This window comes from Segniliparus rugosus ATCC BAA-974 (genome assembly GCF_000185725.2).
Lineage (GTDB): Bacteria > Actinomycetota > Actinomycetes > Mycobacteriales > Mycobacteriaceae > Segniliparus > Segniliparus rugosus.
In genome coordinates this window covers 286,824-303,874 of sequence record NZ_KI391953.1, presented here as the reverse complement: position 1 = coordinate 303,874, position 17,051 = coordinate 286,824, and the positions used below count along the sequence as shown (strand labels likewise).

Annotated in this window: 19 protein-coding genes; 10 read left to right on the top strand and 9 right to left on the bottom strand. The window is 68.9% G+C overall.

The features are described from left to right. Nucleotides 1-4: 4 nt before the first annotated feature. A complete protein-coding gene (locus HMPREF9336_RS01490) occupies nucleotides 5-982 on the bottom strand; it encodes a DUF3027 domain-containing protein (RefSeq protein WP_021029908.1) in 978 nt (325 codons plus the stop codon). Nucleotides 983-1,044: 62 nt separating this feature from the next. Here HMPREF9336_RS01490 and HMPREF9336_RS01485 point away from each other — a divergent pair, with 62 nt between their 5' ends. After that, complete coding sequence (locus tag HMPREF9336_RS01485; protein WP_021029907.1) at nucleotides 1,045-2,715, top strand: MFS transporter; 1,671 nt, start codon at nucleotides 1,045-1,047, stop codon at nucleotides 2,713-2,715. A gap of 4 nt (nucleotides 2,716-2,719) precedes the next feature. Beyond that, nucleotides 2,720-3,262, top strand: coding sequence for a DUF2771 family protein (locus HMPREF9336_RS01480; RefSeq protein WP_007472027.1), 543 nt, complete (start codon nucleotides 2,720-2,722; stop codon nucleotides 3,260-3,262). A 109-nt stretch (nucleotides 3,263-3,371) separates the two neighbouring features. Here the strand turns inward: HMPREF9336_RS01480 and HMPREF9336_RS18210 are convergent, their stop codons facing one another. Then, nucleotides 3,372-3,521, bottom strand: coding sequence for a hypothetical protein (locus HMPREF9336_RS18210; protein WP_021029906.1), 150 nt, complete (start codon nucleotides 3,519-3,521; stop codon nucleotides 3,372-3,374). A 37-nt stretch (nucleotides 3,522-3,558) separates the two neighbouring features. After that, the gene (locus HMPREF9336_RS01470; RefSeq protein ID WP_211235449.1) at nucleotides 3,559-3,984 is read right to left on the bottom strand and encodes a cold-shock protein; all 426 of its coding nucleotides are present in this window, start codon (nucleotides 3,982-3,984) and stop codon (nucleotides 3,559-3,561) included. A gap of 135 nt (nucleotides 3,985-4,119) precedes the next feature. Here HMPREF9336_RS01470 and HMPREF9336_RS01465 point away from each other — a divergent pair, with 135 nt between their 5' ends. The 5 genes from HMPREF9336_RS01465 (at nucleotide 4,120) to HMPREF9336_RS01445 (ending at nucleotide 8,413) form a co-directional block, all read left to right on the top strand. Then, the gene (locus HMPREF9336_RS01465; protein ID WP_007472030.1) at nucleotides 4,120-4,626 is read left to right on the top strand and encodes a flavin reductase family protein; all 507 of its coding nucleotides are present in this window, start codon (nucleotides 4,120-4,122) and stop codon (nucleotides 4,624-4,626) included. A 46-nt stretch (nucleotides 4,627-4,672) separates the two neighbouring features. Then, on the top strand, nucleotides 4,673-5,764 hold the full coding sequence (gene moaA, locus HMPREF9336_RS01460) for a GTP 3',8-cyclase MoaA (RefSeq protein WP_021029904.1): 1,092 nt from the start codon (nucleotides 4,673-4,675) through the stop codon (nucleotides 5,762-5,764). A gap of 159 nt (nucleotides 5,765-5,923) precedes the next feature. Next, nucleotides 5,924-6,175, top strand: coding sequence for a MoaD/ThiS family protein (locus HMPREF9336_RS01455; RefSeq protein WP_021029903.1), 252 nt, complete (start codon nucleotides 5,924-5,926; stop codon nucleotides 6,173-6,175). Nucleotides 6,176-6,607: 432 nt separating this feature from the next. Then, nucleotides 6,608-7,423: a transglycosylase family protein gene (locus HMPREF9336_RS19155; protein WP_007472033.1), complete on the top strand. Its 816-nt coding sequence runs from the start codon at nucleotides 6,608-6,610 to the stop codon at nucleotides 7,421-7,423. Nucleotides 7,424-7,528: 105 nt separating this feature from the next. Next, a complete protein-coding gene (locus tag HMPREF9336_RS01445; RefSeq protein ID WP_021029902.1) occupies nucleotides 7,529-8,413 on the top strand; it encodes an alpha/beta fold hydrolase in 885 nt (294 codons plus the stop codon). A 93-nt stretch (nucleotides 8,414-8,506) separates the two neighbouring features. Here HMPREF9336_RS01445 and HMPREF9336_RS01440 read toward each other — a convergent pair whose 3' ends face one another. Genes HMPREF9336_RS01440 through HMPREF9336_RS18615 form a run of 4 tightly spaced genes read right to left on the bottom strand, consistent with a single transcriptional unit; the run spans nucleotide 8,507 to nucleotide 10,088 of the window. Beyond that, the gene (locus tag HMPREF9336_RS01440) at nucleotides 8,507-8,944 is read right to left on the bottom strand and encodes a molybdenum cofactor biosynthesis protein MoaE (protein ID WP_007472036.1); all 438 of its coding nucleotides are present in this window, start codon (nucleotides 8,942-8,944) and stop codon (nucleotides 8,507-8,509) included. Beyond that, complete coding sequence (locus HMPREF9336_RS01435; RefSeq protein ID WP_021029901.1) at nucleotides 8,941-9,432, bottom strand: MogA/MoaB family molybdenum cofactor biosynthesis protein; 492 nt, start codon at nucleotides 9,430-9,432, stop codon at nucleotides 8,941-8,943. Before HMPREF9336_RS01435 ends, HMPREF9336_RS01440 begins: the two co-directional genes overlap by 4 nt. Then, complete coding sequence (gene moaC, locus HMPREF9336_RS01430) at nucleotides 9,411-9,845, bottom strand: cyclic pyranopterin monophosphate synthase MoaC (protein WP_051357227.1); 435 nt, start codon at nucleotides 9,843-9,845, stop codon at nucleotides 9,411-9,413. The genes HMPREF9336_RS01435 and moaC overlap by 22 nt, the downstream gene beginning before the upstream one ends. A 57-nt stretch (nucleotides 9,846-9,902) precedes the next feature. Further along, a complete protein-coding gene (locus HMPREF9336_RS18615; RefSeq protein ID WP_007472042.1) occupies nucleotides 9,903-10,088 on the bottom strand; it encodes a hypothetical protein in 186 nt (61 codons plus the stop codon). A gap of 104 nt (nucleotides 10,089-10,192) precedes the next feature. Here HMPREF9336_RS18615 and HMPREF9336_RS01420 point away from each other — a divergent pair, with 104 nt between their 5' ends. The 3 genes from HMPREF9336_RS01420 (at nucleotide 10,193) to HMPREF9336_RS01410 (ending at nucleotide 14,542) form a co-directional block, all read left to right on the top strand. Further along, nucleotides 10,193-11,377, top strand: a complete 1,185-nt coding sequence (locus HMPREF9336_RS01420; RefSeq protein ID WP_007472044.1) for a pyridoxal phosphate-dependent aminotransferase — start codon at nucleotides 10,193-10,195, stop codon at nucleotides 11,375-11,377. A gap of 152 nt (nucleotides 11,378-11,529) precedes the next feature. After that, nucleotides 11,530-13,797, top strand: coding sequence for a 5-methyltetrahydropteroyltriglutamate--homocysteine S-methyltransferase (gene metE, locus HMPREF9336_RS01415; protein WP_007472047.1), 2,268 nt, complete (start codon nucleotides 11,530-11,532; stop codon nucleotides 13,795-13,797). Nucleotides 13,798-13,942: 145 nt separating this feature from the next. Further along, nucleotides 13,943-14,542, top strand: coding sequence for a Uma2 family endonuclease (locus tag HMPREF9336_RS01410; protein ID WP_007472049.1), 600 nt, complete (start codon nucleotides 13,943-13,945; stop codon nucleotides 14,540-14,542). Here HMPREF9336_RS01410 and HMPREF9336_RS01405 read toward each other — a convergent pair. Then, complete coding sequence (locus HMPREF9336_RS01405; RefSeq protein WP_007472051.1) at nucleotides 14,529-15,398, bottom strand: YegS/Rv2252/BmrU family lipid kinase; 870 nt, start codon at nucleotides 15,396-15,398, stop codon at nucleotides 14,529-14,531. The two genes, HMPREF9336_RS01410 and HMPREF9336_RS01405, sit on opposite strands and share 14 nt — an antisense overlap. After that, the gene (locus HMPREF9336_RS01400) at nucleotides 15,395-17,014 is read right to left on the bottom strand and encodes an FAD-binding oxidoreductase (protein WP_007472053.1); all 1,620 of its coding nucleotides are present in this window, start codon (nucleotides 17,012-17,014) and stop codon (nucleotides 15,395-15,397) included. Before HMPREF9336_RS01400 ends, HMPREF9336_RS01405 begins: the two co-directional genes overlap by 4 nt. Between the last annotated feature and the right edge of the window lie 37 nt (nucleotides 17,015-17,051).

The window sequence follows — 17,051 nt, the reverse complement described above, 5'->3', positions numbered from 1 at the left end:
ACCCTCATTCGGCCTCGACGCCCTCGCCGGGCTCAGCCGCATCCTCGGCCACGCCCTCCGCCGCCGGAGCCTCCAAAACCTCGACGCCCTCGCCGGGCTCAGCCGCATCCTCGGCCACGCCCTCCGCCGCCGGAGCCTCCAAAACCTCGACGCCCTCGCCGGGCTCAGCCGCATCCTCGGCCACGCCCTCCGCCGCCGGAGCCTCCAAAACCTCGATACCCTCGACGAGTTCGGCCACGCCTTCGGCCACCTGCGCCTTCTGCGGGATCGACAGATCCGACTCGACGACGACGTCGCTGTGCGCCCCGCAGCCGTAGTTCGCGTCCACCACTCGGCCGTCCGCGGAGTACTCGTTCGCGCACACGCCGAACGAGGCGGACAACGAGCCCTCCAACGGGATGAAGAAGCCGCATTGCGCGCATCGTTTCGGCGCGACCACGGCCATCGGGGCCGACGGCCCGAACAGGCCGTCGTGCCAACGCTGCGCGGCCTGCGCCCGGCCCATGATGCTGAGCGTCTTGGACCTGCCGATGTCGACCAAGCTCATCAGCTCGTCGAGGTCCTCGTCGCCGGAACTCGCATGGGCGGGCACAAGGCGCCGGTCGTCCGCAGGCGTGGGCAGCAAGTCGCCGACGCCGAGGTCCCCCGCTTGCACGCGGCGCTCCCACGGAACCCACTCCGGCGCGATGAGCGCGTCCGGGCCGGGCAGGAGCGCGACCTCGCTGACGGTGATCTCGTCCTGGCCCGGGCAGCCCGCGAGCACGGCGGACCAGCGCCAGCCCCGATATCCGGGCAGCAGGGACGCGAACAGGTGGGTGACGGAGGTGGAGCCTTCCCGCGCGCTGCCGAGATGCGCCCCGACCACTGGCGAATCGCCGTCGCCGAACTGCTCCCTCAACGCGTCTGCGGCGAGGTCGACCGCCTGCTCGAGGCGTGCTAAAAGCTCCTCGTCGGCCGGAGCGTCCACCATTGTGATGAGCATTCAGCCATAATAACGTGAGACGGTGTTTCGAGAGCAAAACGGCGACAAACGAGGCGGTGATCATGGTCGAACCGAGCGGGTTGGACCGACGCCTCATGCCGCATCCGGGCCAAGCCCGGTACCCGCTCCCGCCCGACCGGGGGCTTTCCCCGTACCAGCAGGGCGCCGCGCCGTCCACGCCCGCGTACGAGCCGCCGCCCGCCCTGCCCAACCAGCCAGAGGCTTCCCCGGCGAGCCGGATCGTGGACGGCGGGGTGTTCCTGCCGCCCCGGCGCGAGGCGGAGCCCGAGCCCGGCCCTGCCGAGGCGCGCCCGCTGCACCGGCGGGTCGCGGCGAAGAGCAAGGATCTGACTTCGAAGGGGATCGCCCAGTTCCGCAGGGCCGCGCACGCCGACGGGGCCGACCAGTCGGGCCTGGCCGCGCTCACCTATCCGGTCATCGTCAACAGCGCCTGCGACGCCGCGATGGCCATCGCGCTCGCCTCGACGCTGTTCTTCGCGGCGGCGAAAGCGGAGAGCCAGACGCGGGTGCTGCTGTACCTGCTGGTGAACATCGCGCCGTTCGCGCTGATCGCCCCGCTGATCGGCCCGTTCCTCGACCGCATCCAGCAGGGCCGCCGCGCCGCGCTGGCCGCCTCGTTCGCGGGCCGCGCGCTGCTCGCCCTCATCATCGCGTCGAACTGCGTGTGGGACCAGGCGAGCGGCCAACTGCACTACGACCCGTTCGTCCTGTACCCGTGCGCGCTCGGGATGATGGTGCTCAGCAAATCGTTCGTGCTGCTCAAGGCCGCGGTCACGCCAAGGGTCCTGCCCAGCGAGATCGACTTGGTGCGCACGAACGCAAGGCTCAACATGTTCGCGCTGGTCGGGGGGTCCATGGCGGGCGGGGCGGCGGCGATCGCGGTGGAGTTCGTCGCGGGCAAGCTCTTCCATCAGCCGGGGGCCATGCTGCTCATCATCGTGTTCGGCGCGTTCGGGGCCTGGCTGTGCCTGCGCATCCCCGGCTGGGTGGAGATCACCGAGGGCGAGGTGCCCGCGTCGCTGAGCTACCACGAGGAGCGGCAGCCGCACGAGCCGCGCCGCACGAGCTGGCGGGACAAGATCCGCGGCCTCGGGAAGCAAAAGACGCCGTTCGGGCGAGGGGTCATCACCGGCCTGTGGGGAGTGGGAACGATCCGCTGGATGGTGGGCTACCTCTTCCTCTATGTCGCGTTCTTCTCCAAAGCGCACCACGAGGACGGGATCACCTCTTTGCTGACGCTCGGGGTCATCGGCGGGGCGGCGGGGGTCGGCACGTTCGCCGGGACGGCGATGGGCACGCGGACCACGTTCGGCAAACATGAGCGGGTCATCCTCGCCCTGCTCGGAGTCGTCATCGCCATGAGCGTGATCACGGCGCTCACCCACACCATCCTGACCGCCGCGATTTCCGGGTTCGTCGTCGGCTTCGCGGCCTCGGTGTCCAAGACGGCGCTCGACGCCTCGATCCAGGACGACCTCCCGGAGGAGTCGCAGGCCAGCGGTTTCGGCAGGTCCGAGACCGTGCTGCAGCTCTCCTGGGTGGTCGGGGCGGCGATGGGCCTGTTGGCCCCGACCGAGCTGCGGTGGGGCTTCCTCATCGCCTCGGCGGTGCTCGCCGTCGGCGGCGCGCAGACCTACGCGAGCCACATCGGCAGATCGCTCATTCCGAACCTCGGGGGCAAGCGGCCCGAGCACGTGGGCCGCGTACGCTAAGCCGGTGTTCAAGAAGCCATCGTTCATCCTGGGGGTGGTGGCCGTCGTCGCGGTCGTCACCGCCGTCGTCGCGACCACCTTGGCCCTCCGCGCCCCGAAACAGCCGCCTCGAGTCTCGCTGTGGGTCTCGTCGGGGACGTACGCGCGGGTGGAGCCCCTGCAGTACTGCGACATCGACATCCAGCATTGCCTCACCGAACTCGGCTCGGTCCAACCGACGCATATCGCGGTGGGGCCGGACGACCGGGTGCTGGTCTCCGTGCCCGAGGAGGTCGCTCAGGGCTGGCTCCTCGACGTCGTCTGGTTCCGCCAAACCCCGGAAGGCGTGCAGTTGGACCACCCCGAGCCGCGAACCTTCCTGAAGAAGGGAGAGCCGACCTTCGCGACATGGATCGAGCCCAAAGGCGACGGATGGCAGTTGCGCTCGCTGACCGTCCACGTCCCTTCTCGGGTGCTCGACCCCGAGACGGACGGGGTCCTCTGGAGCGCCACCTGGCTCGCGTGCACCGACAGCTGCGAGCTTTCCAAGGTTCGGATCAGCGGCTAGCCCGCCGAGGAGAAGACGCGAACGCCCCCGGCCCGCAAGGCCGGGGCGTTCGCGTCTTCTGTGCCTATAAATAAAGGAAGGAGACTAGCCCTCAAATTGAGGAGGGAGATTAGCCCTCCAGCTCCTTCGCCACCGCGCGCAGCACCTCCGCGATCCGACGACCGGTCGCCCGGTCCGGATGCTTGCTGCGCCGCAGGTCGGGCCGCGCTTTCGCCTCCAGAACCTTGATCCAGCCTGCGAGCCACGAGGAGCAGGCCATCAGCGCAGTTCGATCATGCCGCGCGGCTCCTTGGCAATTAGCCCTCCAGCTCCTTCGCCACCGCGCGCAGCACCTCCGCGATCCGACGACCGGTCGCCCGGTCCGGATGCTTGCTGCGCCGCAGGTCGGGCTGCACTTTCGCCTCCAGAACCTTGATCATGTCTTCGATCATGCCGTGCAGCTCCTCGGGCGAGTGCTTCTGCGTCGGGCGCTCTGCGCGCTCCGAGCGGCCCCTGCCCCGGCCTTCCTCGGCCACGGAGGGCGTGGAGAGCACGCGGATCGAAAGCGCCTGCGGGCCGCGACGCCCGTCCGCCATGCCGAACTCGACGATCTGCCCCGGCTTGAGCCCCTCCAGCCCCGCAGGCAGCGCCGAAGAGCCGACGTAGACGTCATCGCCGTCCTCTTGCGTCAAAAAGCCGAAGCCTTTGTCCGCGCTATACCACTTGACCTTCCCCGTGGGCACAGTCATCACCATTCTCATTCCATGTCCCAGAGCGCGCTCGAGGAGAGCGCCGGCGGGACGACCGAAAACTTGCCGAGCCAGTGTAGATCTTCCAAGGCGAAAAGAGAAGCGCAAAAACCCGGCTAGTCTGAACATATGGTCCTGCGCCTCGCCGATCTCAGCGACGATCTAGCCGACCCGCGAGCATTGCGGGAAGCCTACAGCTCTTTCCCCAGCGGCGTGGTCGCCGTGTGCTGTTTGCAGGACGGGGAGCCGGTCGGCCTCGCGGCGAGCTCGTTCGTCACTGTTTCCCTCGATCCGCCCCTTGTGTCGTTGTGCGTGCGCAACGAATCGCAGACGTGGCCGCAGGTCCAGACCGCGACGAGCATCGGCGTGAGCGTGCTCGCCGGGCATCAGCACGCCCACGGCCGCGCGCTGGCCGGACCCGCCGAGAGGCGCTTCGACGGAGTGCGGTGGCACGCCTCGCCCGCCGGGGCCGTGTTCTTGGCGGACGCCGCCGCCTGGCTGGAGTGCGGGATCGAGCAGGAAATCCCCGCCGGGGACCACCATATTATTGTGTTGCGCATTCGGTCGTTGGCCGTGGACGCGGACGCGGAGCCGTTGGTTTTCCACGCGTCGAGGTTCCGCTCCTTGCATTCATGACCGCCGAGACACTGCCGAGACTCCGAGTAGCATATAAAGTATAGAGATGGCCGCCGTCGCATTGGGCTTACCGAGATCGCAACCCCGTAGCGGGGAAGCCGCGTTCGCGGGCATGCCGACGAGCGGGCCGATGCTCGACCGTTTCGGCCGCGCGGCGACCGATTTGCGGATTTCGCTCACCGACCGGTGCAATCTGCGCTGCACGTACTGCATGCCAGAAGAGGGGTTGCAGTGGCTTCCCGACCACGACCTGCTCAGCGCCGAGGAGATCGTGCGCCTGGTCCGGATCGCCGTGACCGCGCTGCAGGTCGCTGAAGTCCGGTTCACCGGCGGCGAGCCGCTCCTGCGCAAAGAGCTGCCCGAGATCCTGCGGGCGGTCTCGGCCTTGCGCCCCCGGCCCGAGCTTTCGCTCACCACGAACGCCCTCGGCCTGCGGCAGAAAGCGCAGCTGCTCGCCGACAGCGGTCTGGACCGGCTGAACGTCTCGTTGGACGCGGCGGACCCCGCCACCTACGCGGAGTCCACTCGCCGAAACCGGTTCGGCGACGTGATCGCCGGGCTTGCGGCGGCGAAAGCGGCGGGCCTGCGCCCGATCAAAGTGAACGCGGTGTTGACCAGGCGCGGGACGAAGCCTTGGCGGCAGGTCGCGGCAGAACTCCTCGACCTCTGCCTCGCCGAGGGGTACGAGTTGCGGTTCATCGAGCAGATGCCGCTGGACGCGGAGCGCTCCTGGTCGCGGGACGAGATGGTCACCGCCGACGAGATTCTGGACGCGCTCAGCCGCAACCACAGCCTGAGCCTCGATCCAGCGCCTCGGGGCAGCGCGCCCGCGAGCCGGTGGCTCGTGGACGGCGGGCCGGCCTCGGTCGGCGTGATCGCCTCGGTGACCAAACCGTTCTGCGCCGACTGCGACCGGACTCGGATCACGGCGGACGGACAAGTCCGCAATTGTTTGTTCGCCGCAGAGGAGACCGACCTGCGCGCGCTGCTGCGCGCGCAGGAGCTCCAAGGCGCGGACCTGGACGAGGCGCTGGCGCTGCGCTGGCGCCAGGCCATGTGGACGAAGCGGGCGGGGCACGGCATGGACGAGCCTTGGTTCCAGCAGCCTGAGCGGCCCATGAGCGCGATCGGCGGATGAATCGGCATGCATTCGCAGGGCGACCGTCTCGCCGCCGGAGCGCGACAGGGCCGACGAACTGCGTGATCGGCGGATGAATCGGCATGCGTTCGCAGGACGACCGTCTCGCCGCCGGAGCGCGACAGGGCCGACGAACTGCGTGATCAGAGGGTGATGAACATGGACACGGTGACCATTCGCTTTTTCGCGGCGGCGGAGGAAGCGGCGGGCGAGGCGGAGACGACGAGGCCCTATCGGGAAGGCGTGACGCTCACGGAGCTGCTCGAGGAGCTCGTCCGGGCCAAGCCCGAGCTTTCCGGCGTGCTGCGGACCTGTTCGTATCTCCGCAACAGCGTCGCCGCCCGCGATCTCGGCAGGCCCCTCGCCCCTGGCGATGTGGTCGACATTCTTCCCCCGTTTTCCGGCGGTTGAGTCACGACCTGGCCTTATGCGGACCACGGCCCGGTCGGCGTTGGCGGTTTCGACATCGATCGACAGATTTTTTGGTGGTTCTGGACAAAAAATTCTCTTAGAGTTGGTTTCTCGCCCCTATGGCCTTCGTCACAATCACGTTTTGATAACGGAATGGCCGAGCGCGCGACACGCCAAGGTGACCAGCCGGGATGGCTCGATCTTTTGAAAGTTAGCGAGCGCGAAATATTTCGTCAAACTCTAAGAGATCTCTAATGACGAGTGTTTTGAACTCTGCAAACCGATAAGGTCAGCTCAGGCCGGACCCGTTCCGGCAAACCCGGTTTCATGCTGAGACCCCACAACATCACATGAGCCTTCTGAGCCATTCGGGTCTTCGAAGCCGGATCCCCAACATCCCCAAGACGGGGGAAGGAAAGGAACACAAACCCTATGAGCGGACGCCACCGTCAACAGAGCGAGACTGGCAGCATCGCCGGCAAAGCGGCCCTCTCCGGCCTCGCCCTGACCGGTGCCGGCATGTGGTTCGCCAGCGCCGCTGAGGCCGCGACCGACGACCAGTGGGACCGTGTCGCCGCCTGCGAGTCGGGCAACAACTGGCACATCAACACCGGCAACGGCTACCAGGGCGGCCTGCAGTTCTCCCCGAGCACGTGGAGCGCGCACGGCGGCGGCAAGTACGCCCCTGCCGCGAACCTCGCCACTCGCGAGCAGCAGATCGCGGTCGCCGAGCACGTGCTCGCGACGCAGGGCCGGGGAGCCTGGCCGGTGTGCGGACGAGGCCTCGGAGCCGCCACGCTCCGCGAGGCTCCCGCCCCGAAGGCCCCTGAGACGCTGCAGCCGAACAACTCCGAGCCGAACGCGGTCGCCGTCGCCGACGTGGAGAAGGACGCCGTCTCGGACAACGCGGCCCCTGCCGTCGCCAAGACGATCACCCGGCAGACTCCGGTCACGTTCGCCGGTTTCTCCATGATCTCCGAGAACCTTCAGATCGGACAGGCGAACGACCTTCGCGCCCCGGCCCCTGACTTCGAGCCTGCCGACGACGTCGATGCCGCCTCGGATGTCGACGCCGCCTCGGACGACGACGCCCCTGAGGCCGAAGCCCCTGTCGCCGAAGCCGCTCCCGAGGCCGAAGCCCCGGAGGCTGTCGAGGCCGGGCAGACCGACGAGGTTTCGGGCGACCAGGACTCGCTGGGCGAGTTCGTCCTCGCCGCCAAGGTCAAGGGCTTCCAGGTCAACGTCTGACGCTCCTGCGCCCATCACGATGAGGCCCGCGCCGACCATGGCGCGGGCCTCATCGTTTTTCCCGCTCTCTATACTCCTCGTCACATGCGAACGAGGAGCGATGCGATGAGCCAGACTATGCCCGACCTGCCCGGCGTGGAGCATCGCTGGGTCGAGGCGGACGGGATCCGTTTCCACATCGCAGAGGCGGGCGCGGACAGACCCGGCAAGGCGGTCGTGCTCGTGCACGGTTTCCCGCAGCATTGGTGGACATGGCGGGGCGTGCTCCCCCTGCTCGCCGAACACCGCCGCGCCGTCGCGCTCGACCTTCGCGGATACGGCTGGTCCGAAGCCCCTGCCGCCGGGTACGACAAGAAAACGTTCGCCAAGGACATCGTCGCGGTCGTCGAGGCGCTCGGGCTCGACAAGCCCGTGCTCGTCGGCCATGACTGGGGCGGCTGGTCCTCGCTCGTCGCCGCCGTCCTCAGGCCAGAGGTTTTCACTGCCGTCGCCTCCGTCGCCGTGCCCGCGCCGTGGGTCCAGATGCCCGCGAAACGTCCGAGCATCCTGCTGTATCAGAACATTCTCGGCAGCGGCCTCGGCCCGTGGATCATCCGCTCGGGCAACCAACGTTTCCTCCGCCTCCTCTTCACGCGAGGGACCGCTCCAGGATCGCGGAACGAGGAGAACTTCGAGGTCTTCCTCGAACGCTTCCGGGAGCCGGCCCGCGCGCGGGCGGGCTCCGCCACGTATCGGACCTTCGTCCGGGACGAATGGCCGCAGCTGGTTTCGGGCGGCTATCTCCCAGGGCCGGCCCCGATCCCCACCCTGCTCGTCCGGGGCTCGCGCGACCAGCTGCTCGGCGAGCGGGCGATGCGGCGGGCGGCGCGGGACGGCGCGGACATCGACTTCCACACCATCGACGAAGCAACGCACTGGCTGCCCGAGGAGCAGCCCGAAGCGCTCGCCGGGCGGCTGCTGGCCTTCGCCGACAAAGTCGACCCCCGCTAAAGCCTCACGCCCCTGCCACCTGCTCGGCGGTCCCGTCCGCCCAGCGCCCATCTGCTTCGCTCCCGAACCCGCCTGCCTACTTCGCCCCCGAACTCACGCCCCCGCCACCCACTCGGCGGTCCCGTCCGCGAAGTGCTGCCGCTTCCAAACCGGGATCCGTCGTTTGATCTCGTCCACGAGGTCGCGGCAGAGGCCGAACGCCTCGGCGCGATGATCCGCCGCCACCGCGACCACCAGGGCGGCTTCGCCGATCCGCAACGTGCCCACCCGGTGGCTCGCCGCCACCGCCCGGACCCCTGCCCTGCCCGCCGACACCTCTGCCACGACTGCGGCGAGCTGTTCCCCCGCCGTGGGGTGGCTGCGGTACTCGAGCCCGAGGACCACGCGTCCGCCGTCATGGTCGCGGACGTTCCCGCTGAACCCGACCACCGCGCCCGCGTGCCCGTCTGCGGCCTCCGACACCAACGCCTCGTGCTCGGCGAGCGAAAGAGGCTCCTCGCCCACAGCCGCCCTGGCGATCTCGACGCTCAATGGTCGCCTCCTTCCAATTGCGCCAGCGCGTGGTCGAGCACCCCGTCCAGCACGCCGAGGCCGTCCCTGACCCCGCCGAGCGAGCCGGGCAGATTGACCACGAGCGTGCGCCCCGCGACTCCGGCGACCCCTCGGGAGAGCACGGCGGTCGGGACTTTCGCCTCGCCCGAGCGGCGAATCGCGTCCGCGAGGCCGGGGATCTCGTAGTCAAGCAGCGCCTTGGTGGCTTCCGGAGTCCGATCCGTCGGGGAGATCCCCGTCCCCCCTGTGGTGATCACGATCTCCGGCCCGTCCGAGACGGCCAGGCGCAACGCGTCGGCGAACGCCGCCCCGTCCGATGCGACACGGACCGTGGCTTCGCAGCCTCGGTCCCCGAGCCATGCGGCGATCACCGGCCCCGTCCGGTCTTCGTACTCCCCCGAAGCGGCCCTCGTCGAAGCGACAAGGACCACTGCCCGCGCCGCGCTCACTCCGGCACTGCCGTCCATAGGCCCGTTTTGCCGCCTTCTTTGCGCACGACTCGGACCTCGCCGAGCCAGGAGGACGGATCGACCGCTTTCACCATGTCGTGCAGGGTGAGCCCGGCCACCGCAACGGCGGTGAGCGCCTCCATCTCCACCCCGGTCCGGTCCGTGGTCTCCGCGGCCGCCTCGATGCGCACGCCGTCGTCGTCCAGCTCGAACGAGACCGTCACCTTGGTCAGAGCGATCTGATGGCAGAGAGGGATGAGCTCGGACGTCCGTTTGGCCGCCATGATCCCCGCGATCCGGGCGACGGCGAACGCGTCGCCCTTCTTCGCGTTCGGATCGGCCAACGCCCCGAGCGCGGCCTCGTTCGCGTGGAAGCGTCCCTCGGCCACGGCGCGCCGCTTGCCCGGCTCTTTGCCGGACACATCGACCATCCGGGCCGCCCCGGACTCGTCAAGATGCGTGAGCTTGGCCCCGGCCACCGCGTCGGCTCAGCGGTTGATCTGCGTCGACGGGTGCACGTACGGCAGCTCCACCACAGGCAGGGGGAACTCCGTCTCGCCGAACGGCGACAACGCGCCGCTCCAATCGGTCGCCAGCTCCGAAACGGGGTGCTCCCGCTTCGGCCAGCCCGCGTCGACGTACTGCTGTTTCTCGCTCTTACCCATACGCGTCATTCTGCCAGAACAAATCCAGTCGAGAAGGACTGGACGCCTGTTCTCGGACCTCCCCGCCCCCGTTCGGAGCTATGATGCATACTCCCCCGACCCCAGGAACAATCATGCCAACACCCACCGCCGCCCGCAGAGGCCTCTCCGAGCGCCTCGTCCCGTTCAGCACGACCATCTTCGCCGAGATGACCGAGTTGGCAAGGAAGACCCAGTCGGTCAACCTCGGCCAAGGCTTCCCCGACACCGACGGCCCGCCCGCCATGTTGGAGGCGGCGCAGAAAGCCATCGCGGACGGCGTGAACCAGTACTCGTCCGGCAGGGGCTACCTGCCGCTGCGCCAGGCTATCGCGAACGACCGGGCCACCCGGTACGGGACGGTGTACGACCCGGAGACGGAAATCCTCATCACCGTCGGGGCCACCGAGGCTCTGACCTGCGCGATCCTCGCGCTGGTCGAGCCGGGCGAGGAGGTCGTCGCGCTTGAGCCTTGCTACGACAGCTACGCCCCGGCCGTCGCGATGGCGCACGGCGTGCTCGTCCGCGTGCCGTTGGAGCCCAAGGACGGCAGGTTCGTCTTCGACCCGGAGCGCTTCGCCGCCGCCATCACCCCCCGGACCAGGATCATCCTGCTCAACTCCCCGCACAATCCCACCGGGACGGTGCTGACGAACGAGGATCTCGGCGAGATCGCCCGGCTGGCGGCCCTGCACGACATCATCGTGCTGACCGACGAGGTGTACGAGCATCTGATCTTCGACGGATTCAGGCACCGGCCCATCGCCGCGCTGCCCGGCATGGCCGAGCGCACGCTGAGCTGTTCGGGCGCGGGCAAGACCTTCAACGCCACCGGCTGGAAGACCGGCTGGGTGTGCGGCCCCGCCGACCTGGTCAAAGCGGTGCTCGCCGTCAAGCAGTACGTCACGTTCGTCGGAGCCGCCCCGCTGCAACCCGCCGTCGCGCTCGCGCTGCGCACCCAGGACGGCTGGATCCGAGGGCTGCGCGCCTCGCTGCTGGAGAACCGCGACCGCCTCTCTGCCGGGCTGGCCGAAGCGGGCTTCGCCGTGTACCCGGCGACCGGCACGTACTTCCTCACCGCCGACGCGAGCCCCTTGGGCTACGCGGACGGCTTCGAGTTCTGCCACCATCTCGCCCAGCAGGTCGGCGTCGTCGGCATCCCGTACGCCGGGCTCTCCGACCGGCGCGACCTCTACGGCGGCCTGGTGCGCTTCGCGTTCTGCAAACGCCCGGAAGTGCTCGACGAGGCGCTCGCCCGCGTGGCTCAGCTCACACAGTGATCTTCGTCAGCTTCTCGCCGAAAAAAGGCGCGGATCTGTTTCGTATATGATAAGCATCGTCGGAACGGGAGCCCCCAGCGCGACAACGCATGCAGACTTCCTCATACAGAGGGATGGCCTGCGAACTGTCAGAGACACATAAGGAGAATCCCATGTCCTTTACTCCATTCAGCGCGACTGTGCTCGGCTCCCCCCGCATCGGCCCCAAACGCGAGCTGAAGAAAGCCGTCGAGTCGTACTGGGCCAAGAAGTCCAGCGCCGAGGACCTCGCGGCGGTCGCCAAGCAGCTGCGCACCGACACCCTGACGAAACTGAAGGACGCGGGCTTTGACTCCGTCCCGGTGAACACCTTCTCCTACTACGACCAGGTGCTCGACGCCGCCGTGCTGCTCGGAGCCCTGCCGGAGCGGGTCAAGGGCATCTCGAACGAGCTCGACCGCTACTTCGCCGCCGCCCGAGGCAACCAGGAGGTCGCGCCGCTGGAGATGACCAAATGGTTCGACACGAACTACCACTACATCGTCCCGGAGATCTCCCCCGCCACGAAGTTCGCCCTTGACCCGAGCAAGATCTTCGCCGAGCTGGACGAGGCCAAGGAGCTGGGCGTCCCCGCCCGCCCGGTCGTCATCGGCCCGGTCACCTTCCTGCTGCTGTCCAAGCCGGTGGACGGCCAGGGCCCGCTCCTCGACAGGATCGGCGAGCTGATCCCGCTGTACAAAGACCTCCTCGCCCAGCTCAAGGCCAAGGGCGTCGAGTGGGTGCAGCTGGACGAGCCGGTCCTGGTGACCGACAAGGGCCAGGCCGCTATCGACGTCGCGGTCGCCGCGTACCAGCAGCTGACCTCTGCCGCCGACCGGCCCTCCATCCTGCTCGCGACCTACTTCTCCGGCTTGGGCCTGGCCCTGGAGAAGATCCTCGCCAGCGGCATCGACGGCATCGCCGTCGACCTGGTGTACGGCTCCGCCGACCACCTCGCGGGCGTGAACTTCGGCGGCAAGCTGCTCGCGGCGGGCGTGGTCGACGGGCGCAACATCTGGCGCACCGACCTCGACAAGGCGCTGACCGTGCTCGAGGGCCTGAAGGCCAAGGGCGTCCAGGTCGCCGTCTCCTCCTCCAGCTCCCTCTTGCACGTGCCGTACTCGCTCGCGCCTGAGACCCACCTCGACGACACGCTGCGCTCCTGGCTGGCGTTCGGCGACGAGAAGATCACCGAGGTCGCGACCCTCGCCAAGGGCCTGAAAGAGGGCCGGGGCTCCATCGCCGCCGAGCTCGACTCCAGCGCCAAGGCGCAGGCCACCCGCCGCACCGACCCGCGCCTGAACGACAAGGCGTTGCGCGACGAGATCGCGAAGCTGCGCGAGACCGCCGGCCAGCGCGGCCCCGCCGACCAGCGCATCTCCCAGCAGAACGCCGCGCTCGGCATCCCGAAGCTGCCGACCACCACGATCGGCTCCTTCCCGCAGACCAGGGAGATCCGAGTCGCCCGCCAGAAGTTCACCAAGGGCGAGATCACCGCGGCGGAGTACGAGCAGAACATGCGCGACGAGGTCGCCTCGGTCATCAAGCTCCAGGAGGAGCTGGGCCTTGACGTGCTGGTGCACGGCGAGCCGGAGCGCAACGACATGGTGCAGTACTTCGCCGAGCAGCTCGAAGGCTTCTTCGCCACCTCGAACGGCTGGGTGCAGTCCTACGGCTCTCGCTGCGTGCGCCCGCCGGTGCTCTACGGCGACGTGAAGCGCCCGAACCCGATGACCGTCGCGTGGAGCAAGTACGCGCAGTCGCTGACCGAGAAGCCGGTCAAGGGCATGCTCACCGGCCCGGTGACCATCCTGGCCTGGTCCTTCGTCCGTGACGACCAGCCGCTGGGCGACACCGCCTACCAGGTGGCGCTCGCGATCCGCGAGGAGACCGTCGACCTGCAGAACGCCGGGATCAAGGTCATCCAGGTGGACGAGCCCGCGCTGCGCGAGACGCTGCCGCTCAAAAAGGCCGACCAGGCCTCGTACCTCGACTGGGCCGTCGGCTCCTTCAAGTTCTCGACCTCCGGGGTCGAGGACTCGACCCAGATCCACACCCACCTGTGCTACTCGGAGTTCGGCGAGGTCATCGGGGCCATCGCCGACCTCGACGCGGACGTCACCTCCATCGAGGCCGCCCGCTCGCATATGGAGGTGCTGGACGACCTCAACGCGGCGGGGTTCAAGAACGGCGTCGGCCCCGGCGTCTACGACATCCACTCCCCGCGCGTGCCGTCGGTGGAGGAGATCGTCACCTCCCTCAAGGAGGCTCTTGCCGCCGTGCCGGTCGACCGCCTGTGGGTCAACCCGGACTGCGGCCTGAAGACCCGTGGCGAGACCGAGACCAAAGCCTCGCTCGTCAACCTGGTGGAGGCGACCAAGCAGGTGCGCGCCACCCTCTGATCCAGAGCCACACGATGGCCCGGCGGGATTCCCGCCGGGCCATCTTTTGTGTCGGGCCCCCGCGCTACTGTCGATGACATGTTCGATAGTGACGGGGCTAACCGGGCGTTACACTGGTGTTCACCACTCGATTTGGAGGAATGCGATGACGACGACAGCCGAGCTGCTGAAAGTCAGCGTCGACGTGCCGAGAGGGCCGATGACCCTCGAACAGTGGGAAAAGCTCGAACTCCCCGAGGGCGTCAAGGCCGAAGTGGTCGAGGGGGTGCTGTCGATCATGGCGCCCGCGAAGCGTAAGCACATGATCACAAGCCGAAAACTCGCCAACCTCCTTGAAACCGCGCTGCCCGCGGAATGGTCGGTTGTCCAAGAAGCAGGGGTCGTGCTCTGGGAAGTTCCGCTCACCGAGCGGATCCCGGACGTGGTGGTCTACCCCGCCGAACTCGACGAGTCTGAGAAAGACCTGCACCTCTTCGAAGGCCAAGCCCTCCTCGTCGTGGAGATCGTGAGCCCCGGCTCGCGCAGGCTCGATCAACGGGTCAAACTTCAGGAGTATCAGGACGCGGGCATCCCGCATTACTGGATCGTCGACCTGGACGCCCAGACTCCCGCCGAGCGCTTCCTCGCCTACGCCCTCCGCGACGGCGCGTACCACCACCGGCTCGACGTGCTCGACGGCGACCGTGTGAGGATCACCGAGCCATGCGAGCTGGAGTTCGACCTCGGATCTCTCATGGCACGATGAACCGCAATGCCCCCGGCTTCGCCGTGATCGCGCAGGGCAGCGTCCCGACCCGCTCGCCGTCCGCGTAGACCAACGGCTGGGGCCCTGACGAGTCCGCGCACCGCACGCTGATCGACGCGCCCCGATAAGCGGTCACTTCCGCCAGCCCGAGGTGCGATCCTTTGAAGACGGTCGGGAAGAACCGCAGCAACCGCAACCGGGAGGAGTGCTCGACCACGGTAAGCTCTAAAAGCCCGTCGCCGGGGTCCGCGTCCGGGCAGATCCGCATGCCGCCGCCGTAGCTGCTCGTGTTCCCGATCGCCGCCAATGCCGCGTTGTGCTCGAACACCTCGCCGTCCACCTCGAAGCGCAGTCTGCGCGGGGCGAGGCGGCCCAGCTCCGCGAACGTCGCGAGGACGTAGCGCGACTTCCCCTTCGGCCAACGCATCCGGTTCGCCCGCTCGCTGACGAGCGCGTCGAAACCGATCGCGGCCACGGTGCCGAACAGCGTCGAGCGCCCGTCCGTCTCCGTGCGGATCTCCCCGAGGTCGAACAGGCGGGTGTTCCCCGAGCTGACGACGCTCGCGGCCGCGACGGGGTCGTGGCGCGGTGTCCCCAGCACGCGGGCGAGGTCGTTGCCGGTGCCCGCGGGGATCAACCCGACGGGCGCGCCTCGGCGCACCGCGTGGGGCAAGACCTGCGCCATGGTGCCGTCGCCGCCCACCACGACCAGCGCGTCCGCCTCCTCGTCCTGGCCGCGAACCGCGATCCCCGCGGCGCGCAGCGCCGCGAGCGCCTCCTCCGCCACCTTGGCAGCCTTGGGGTTGACCACCGCAGCGGCCGAACGGATCCGCCCGGCCGGATCGAACTGGCTCATGGGACCAGCTTCCCCGGATTGAGGATCCCTTTGGGGTCCACCGCCGATTTGACCGCCCGCAGCACGGCCACGCCGACCTCGCCGATCTCCTCGGCCAGCCAGCGCCGGTGGTCGGCCCCCACCCCGTGGTGGTGGCTGATGGTCGCGCCGACTTCGACGATGACCTGCGAGACCGCCGCCTTGACCGCCGCCCATTGCTCGACCGGATCGCCCGCCATCGCGTACACCACGGTGAAGTACAACGAGGCCCCCGCCGGGTAGACATGCGAGATATGGCACATGACCAGCGCTTTGGTCCCGTTCTCGGCGAAGGCTTCGAGCAGGGCCTCGGTCACCGCCGCCTTCACCTCGTCCACCTTGTCCCACGTGGTCGCCGTCTCCAGGGTCTCGCAGCCCGCCCCCGCGTCGAGGAGCGCGTCGCGCAGATATGGGGCGGAGTACCGCCCAGCCTCCCAGGAGTCGGCGAGCTCCGGGCCGAGCGCCGCTCCGCCCGCCGCCTCGAACGCCCGCGCGGCAAGCTCGGAGGCGGCCCGCACTTCGTCGGGCGCGCCCTCGAACGTCGTGACGGCCAAGGCCCCGCCGGGCGAATCGCCCGCGCCGATCTTCTCCGTGGTCGCCAGGTTCACGCCGGTCTCCACCTCGTCGGACAGCCGCAAGACGGTTGGCCGGAAGCTGCTCTGGGCCACCGCCCGCAACGCCGCTTCGCCCTGCGCGAAGTCCTCGAACCGCCAGGCTTGGCGCACGACGCGCTCCGGCTTGGGCCGGATCCGCACGACGACCTCGGTGATCACCCCGAACGCCCCTTCCGAGCCGAGGAAGACCTGCCGCAGGTCCGGGCCCGCCGCGCTCTTCTGCGCCCGGCCCAAGCGGAGCACGCCGCGCGGGGTGACCGCGGTGAGCCCGACGACCATGTCGTCGAACCTGCCGTAGCCCGCCGAAGCCTGGCCCGAGGAGCGGGCGGCGGCGAAGCCGCCGATGGTCGCGAATTGGAAGCTCTGCGGATAATGCCCGAGGATGTAGCCGCGCTCGCCGAGCAGCGCCTCGGCCCTTGGCCCTGGGATCCCCGCCTGGAACGTCGCGAGGAGCGAGATCTCGTCAAGCCGGACGAGCGCGCCGAAGCGGCGCAGGTCGAGAGCGATCACCGCGCGCAATCCCCCGGTCTCTGGGTCCAGACCGCCGACCACGCTGGTCCCGCCGCCGAACGGGACGACCGCGACGCCCGCCTCTTCGCAGTACGCCAGGACCGCCGCCACCTCGTCGTCGCTCCCAGGGGCCACTGCCCCGTCCGGAGCCAGCTGTCGCGCTTCTCGCCTTCGCAAGAGGTCGAGCGTGCTTTTGCCTCCGGCGCGCGAGAGCCGGTCGCCGGGTTCCGTGCCGACGTGCTCCTGGCCGACGATCGCGGCGAGCGCGGCGACGTCCGCGCCGGTCAGGCGCGTGGGCGGAAGCTCGACCGACTCGGGGCCGGGCGCGGGCCCGAGTCCGCCGCCCACTCCGAGCGCGGCTTCCAGCAGATCGACGATCCCCTTGGACAGAGGCCGCGCGTCGGACGGAATCCCCCACGCGTTCCAACGCATCGGCGGCAGCGGGAGCAAGTGGGGGAGCGGATCGTCAGCCATGCGTTACAGTATTACACAAAGTGTCAATATGTAATGG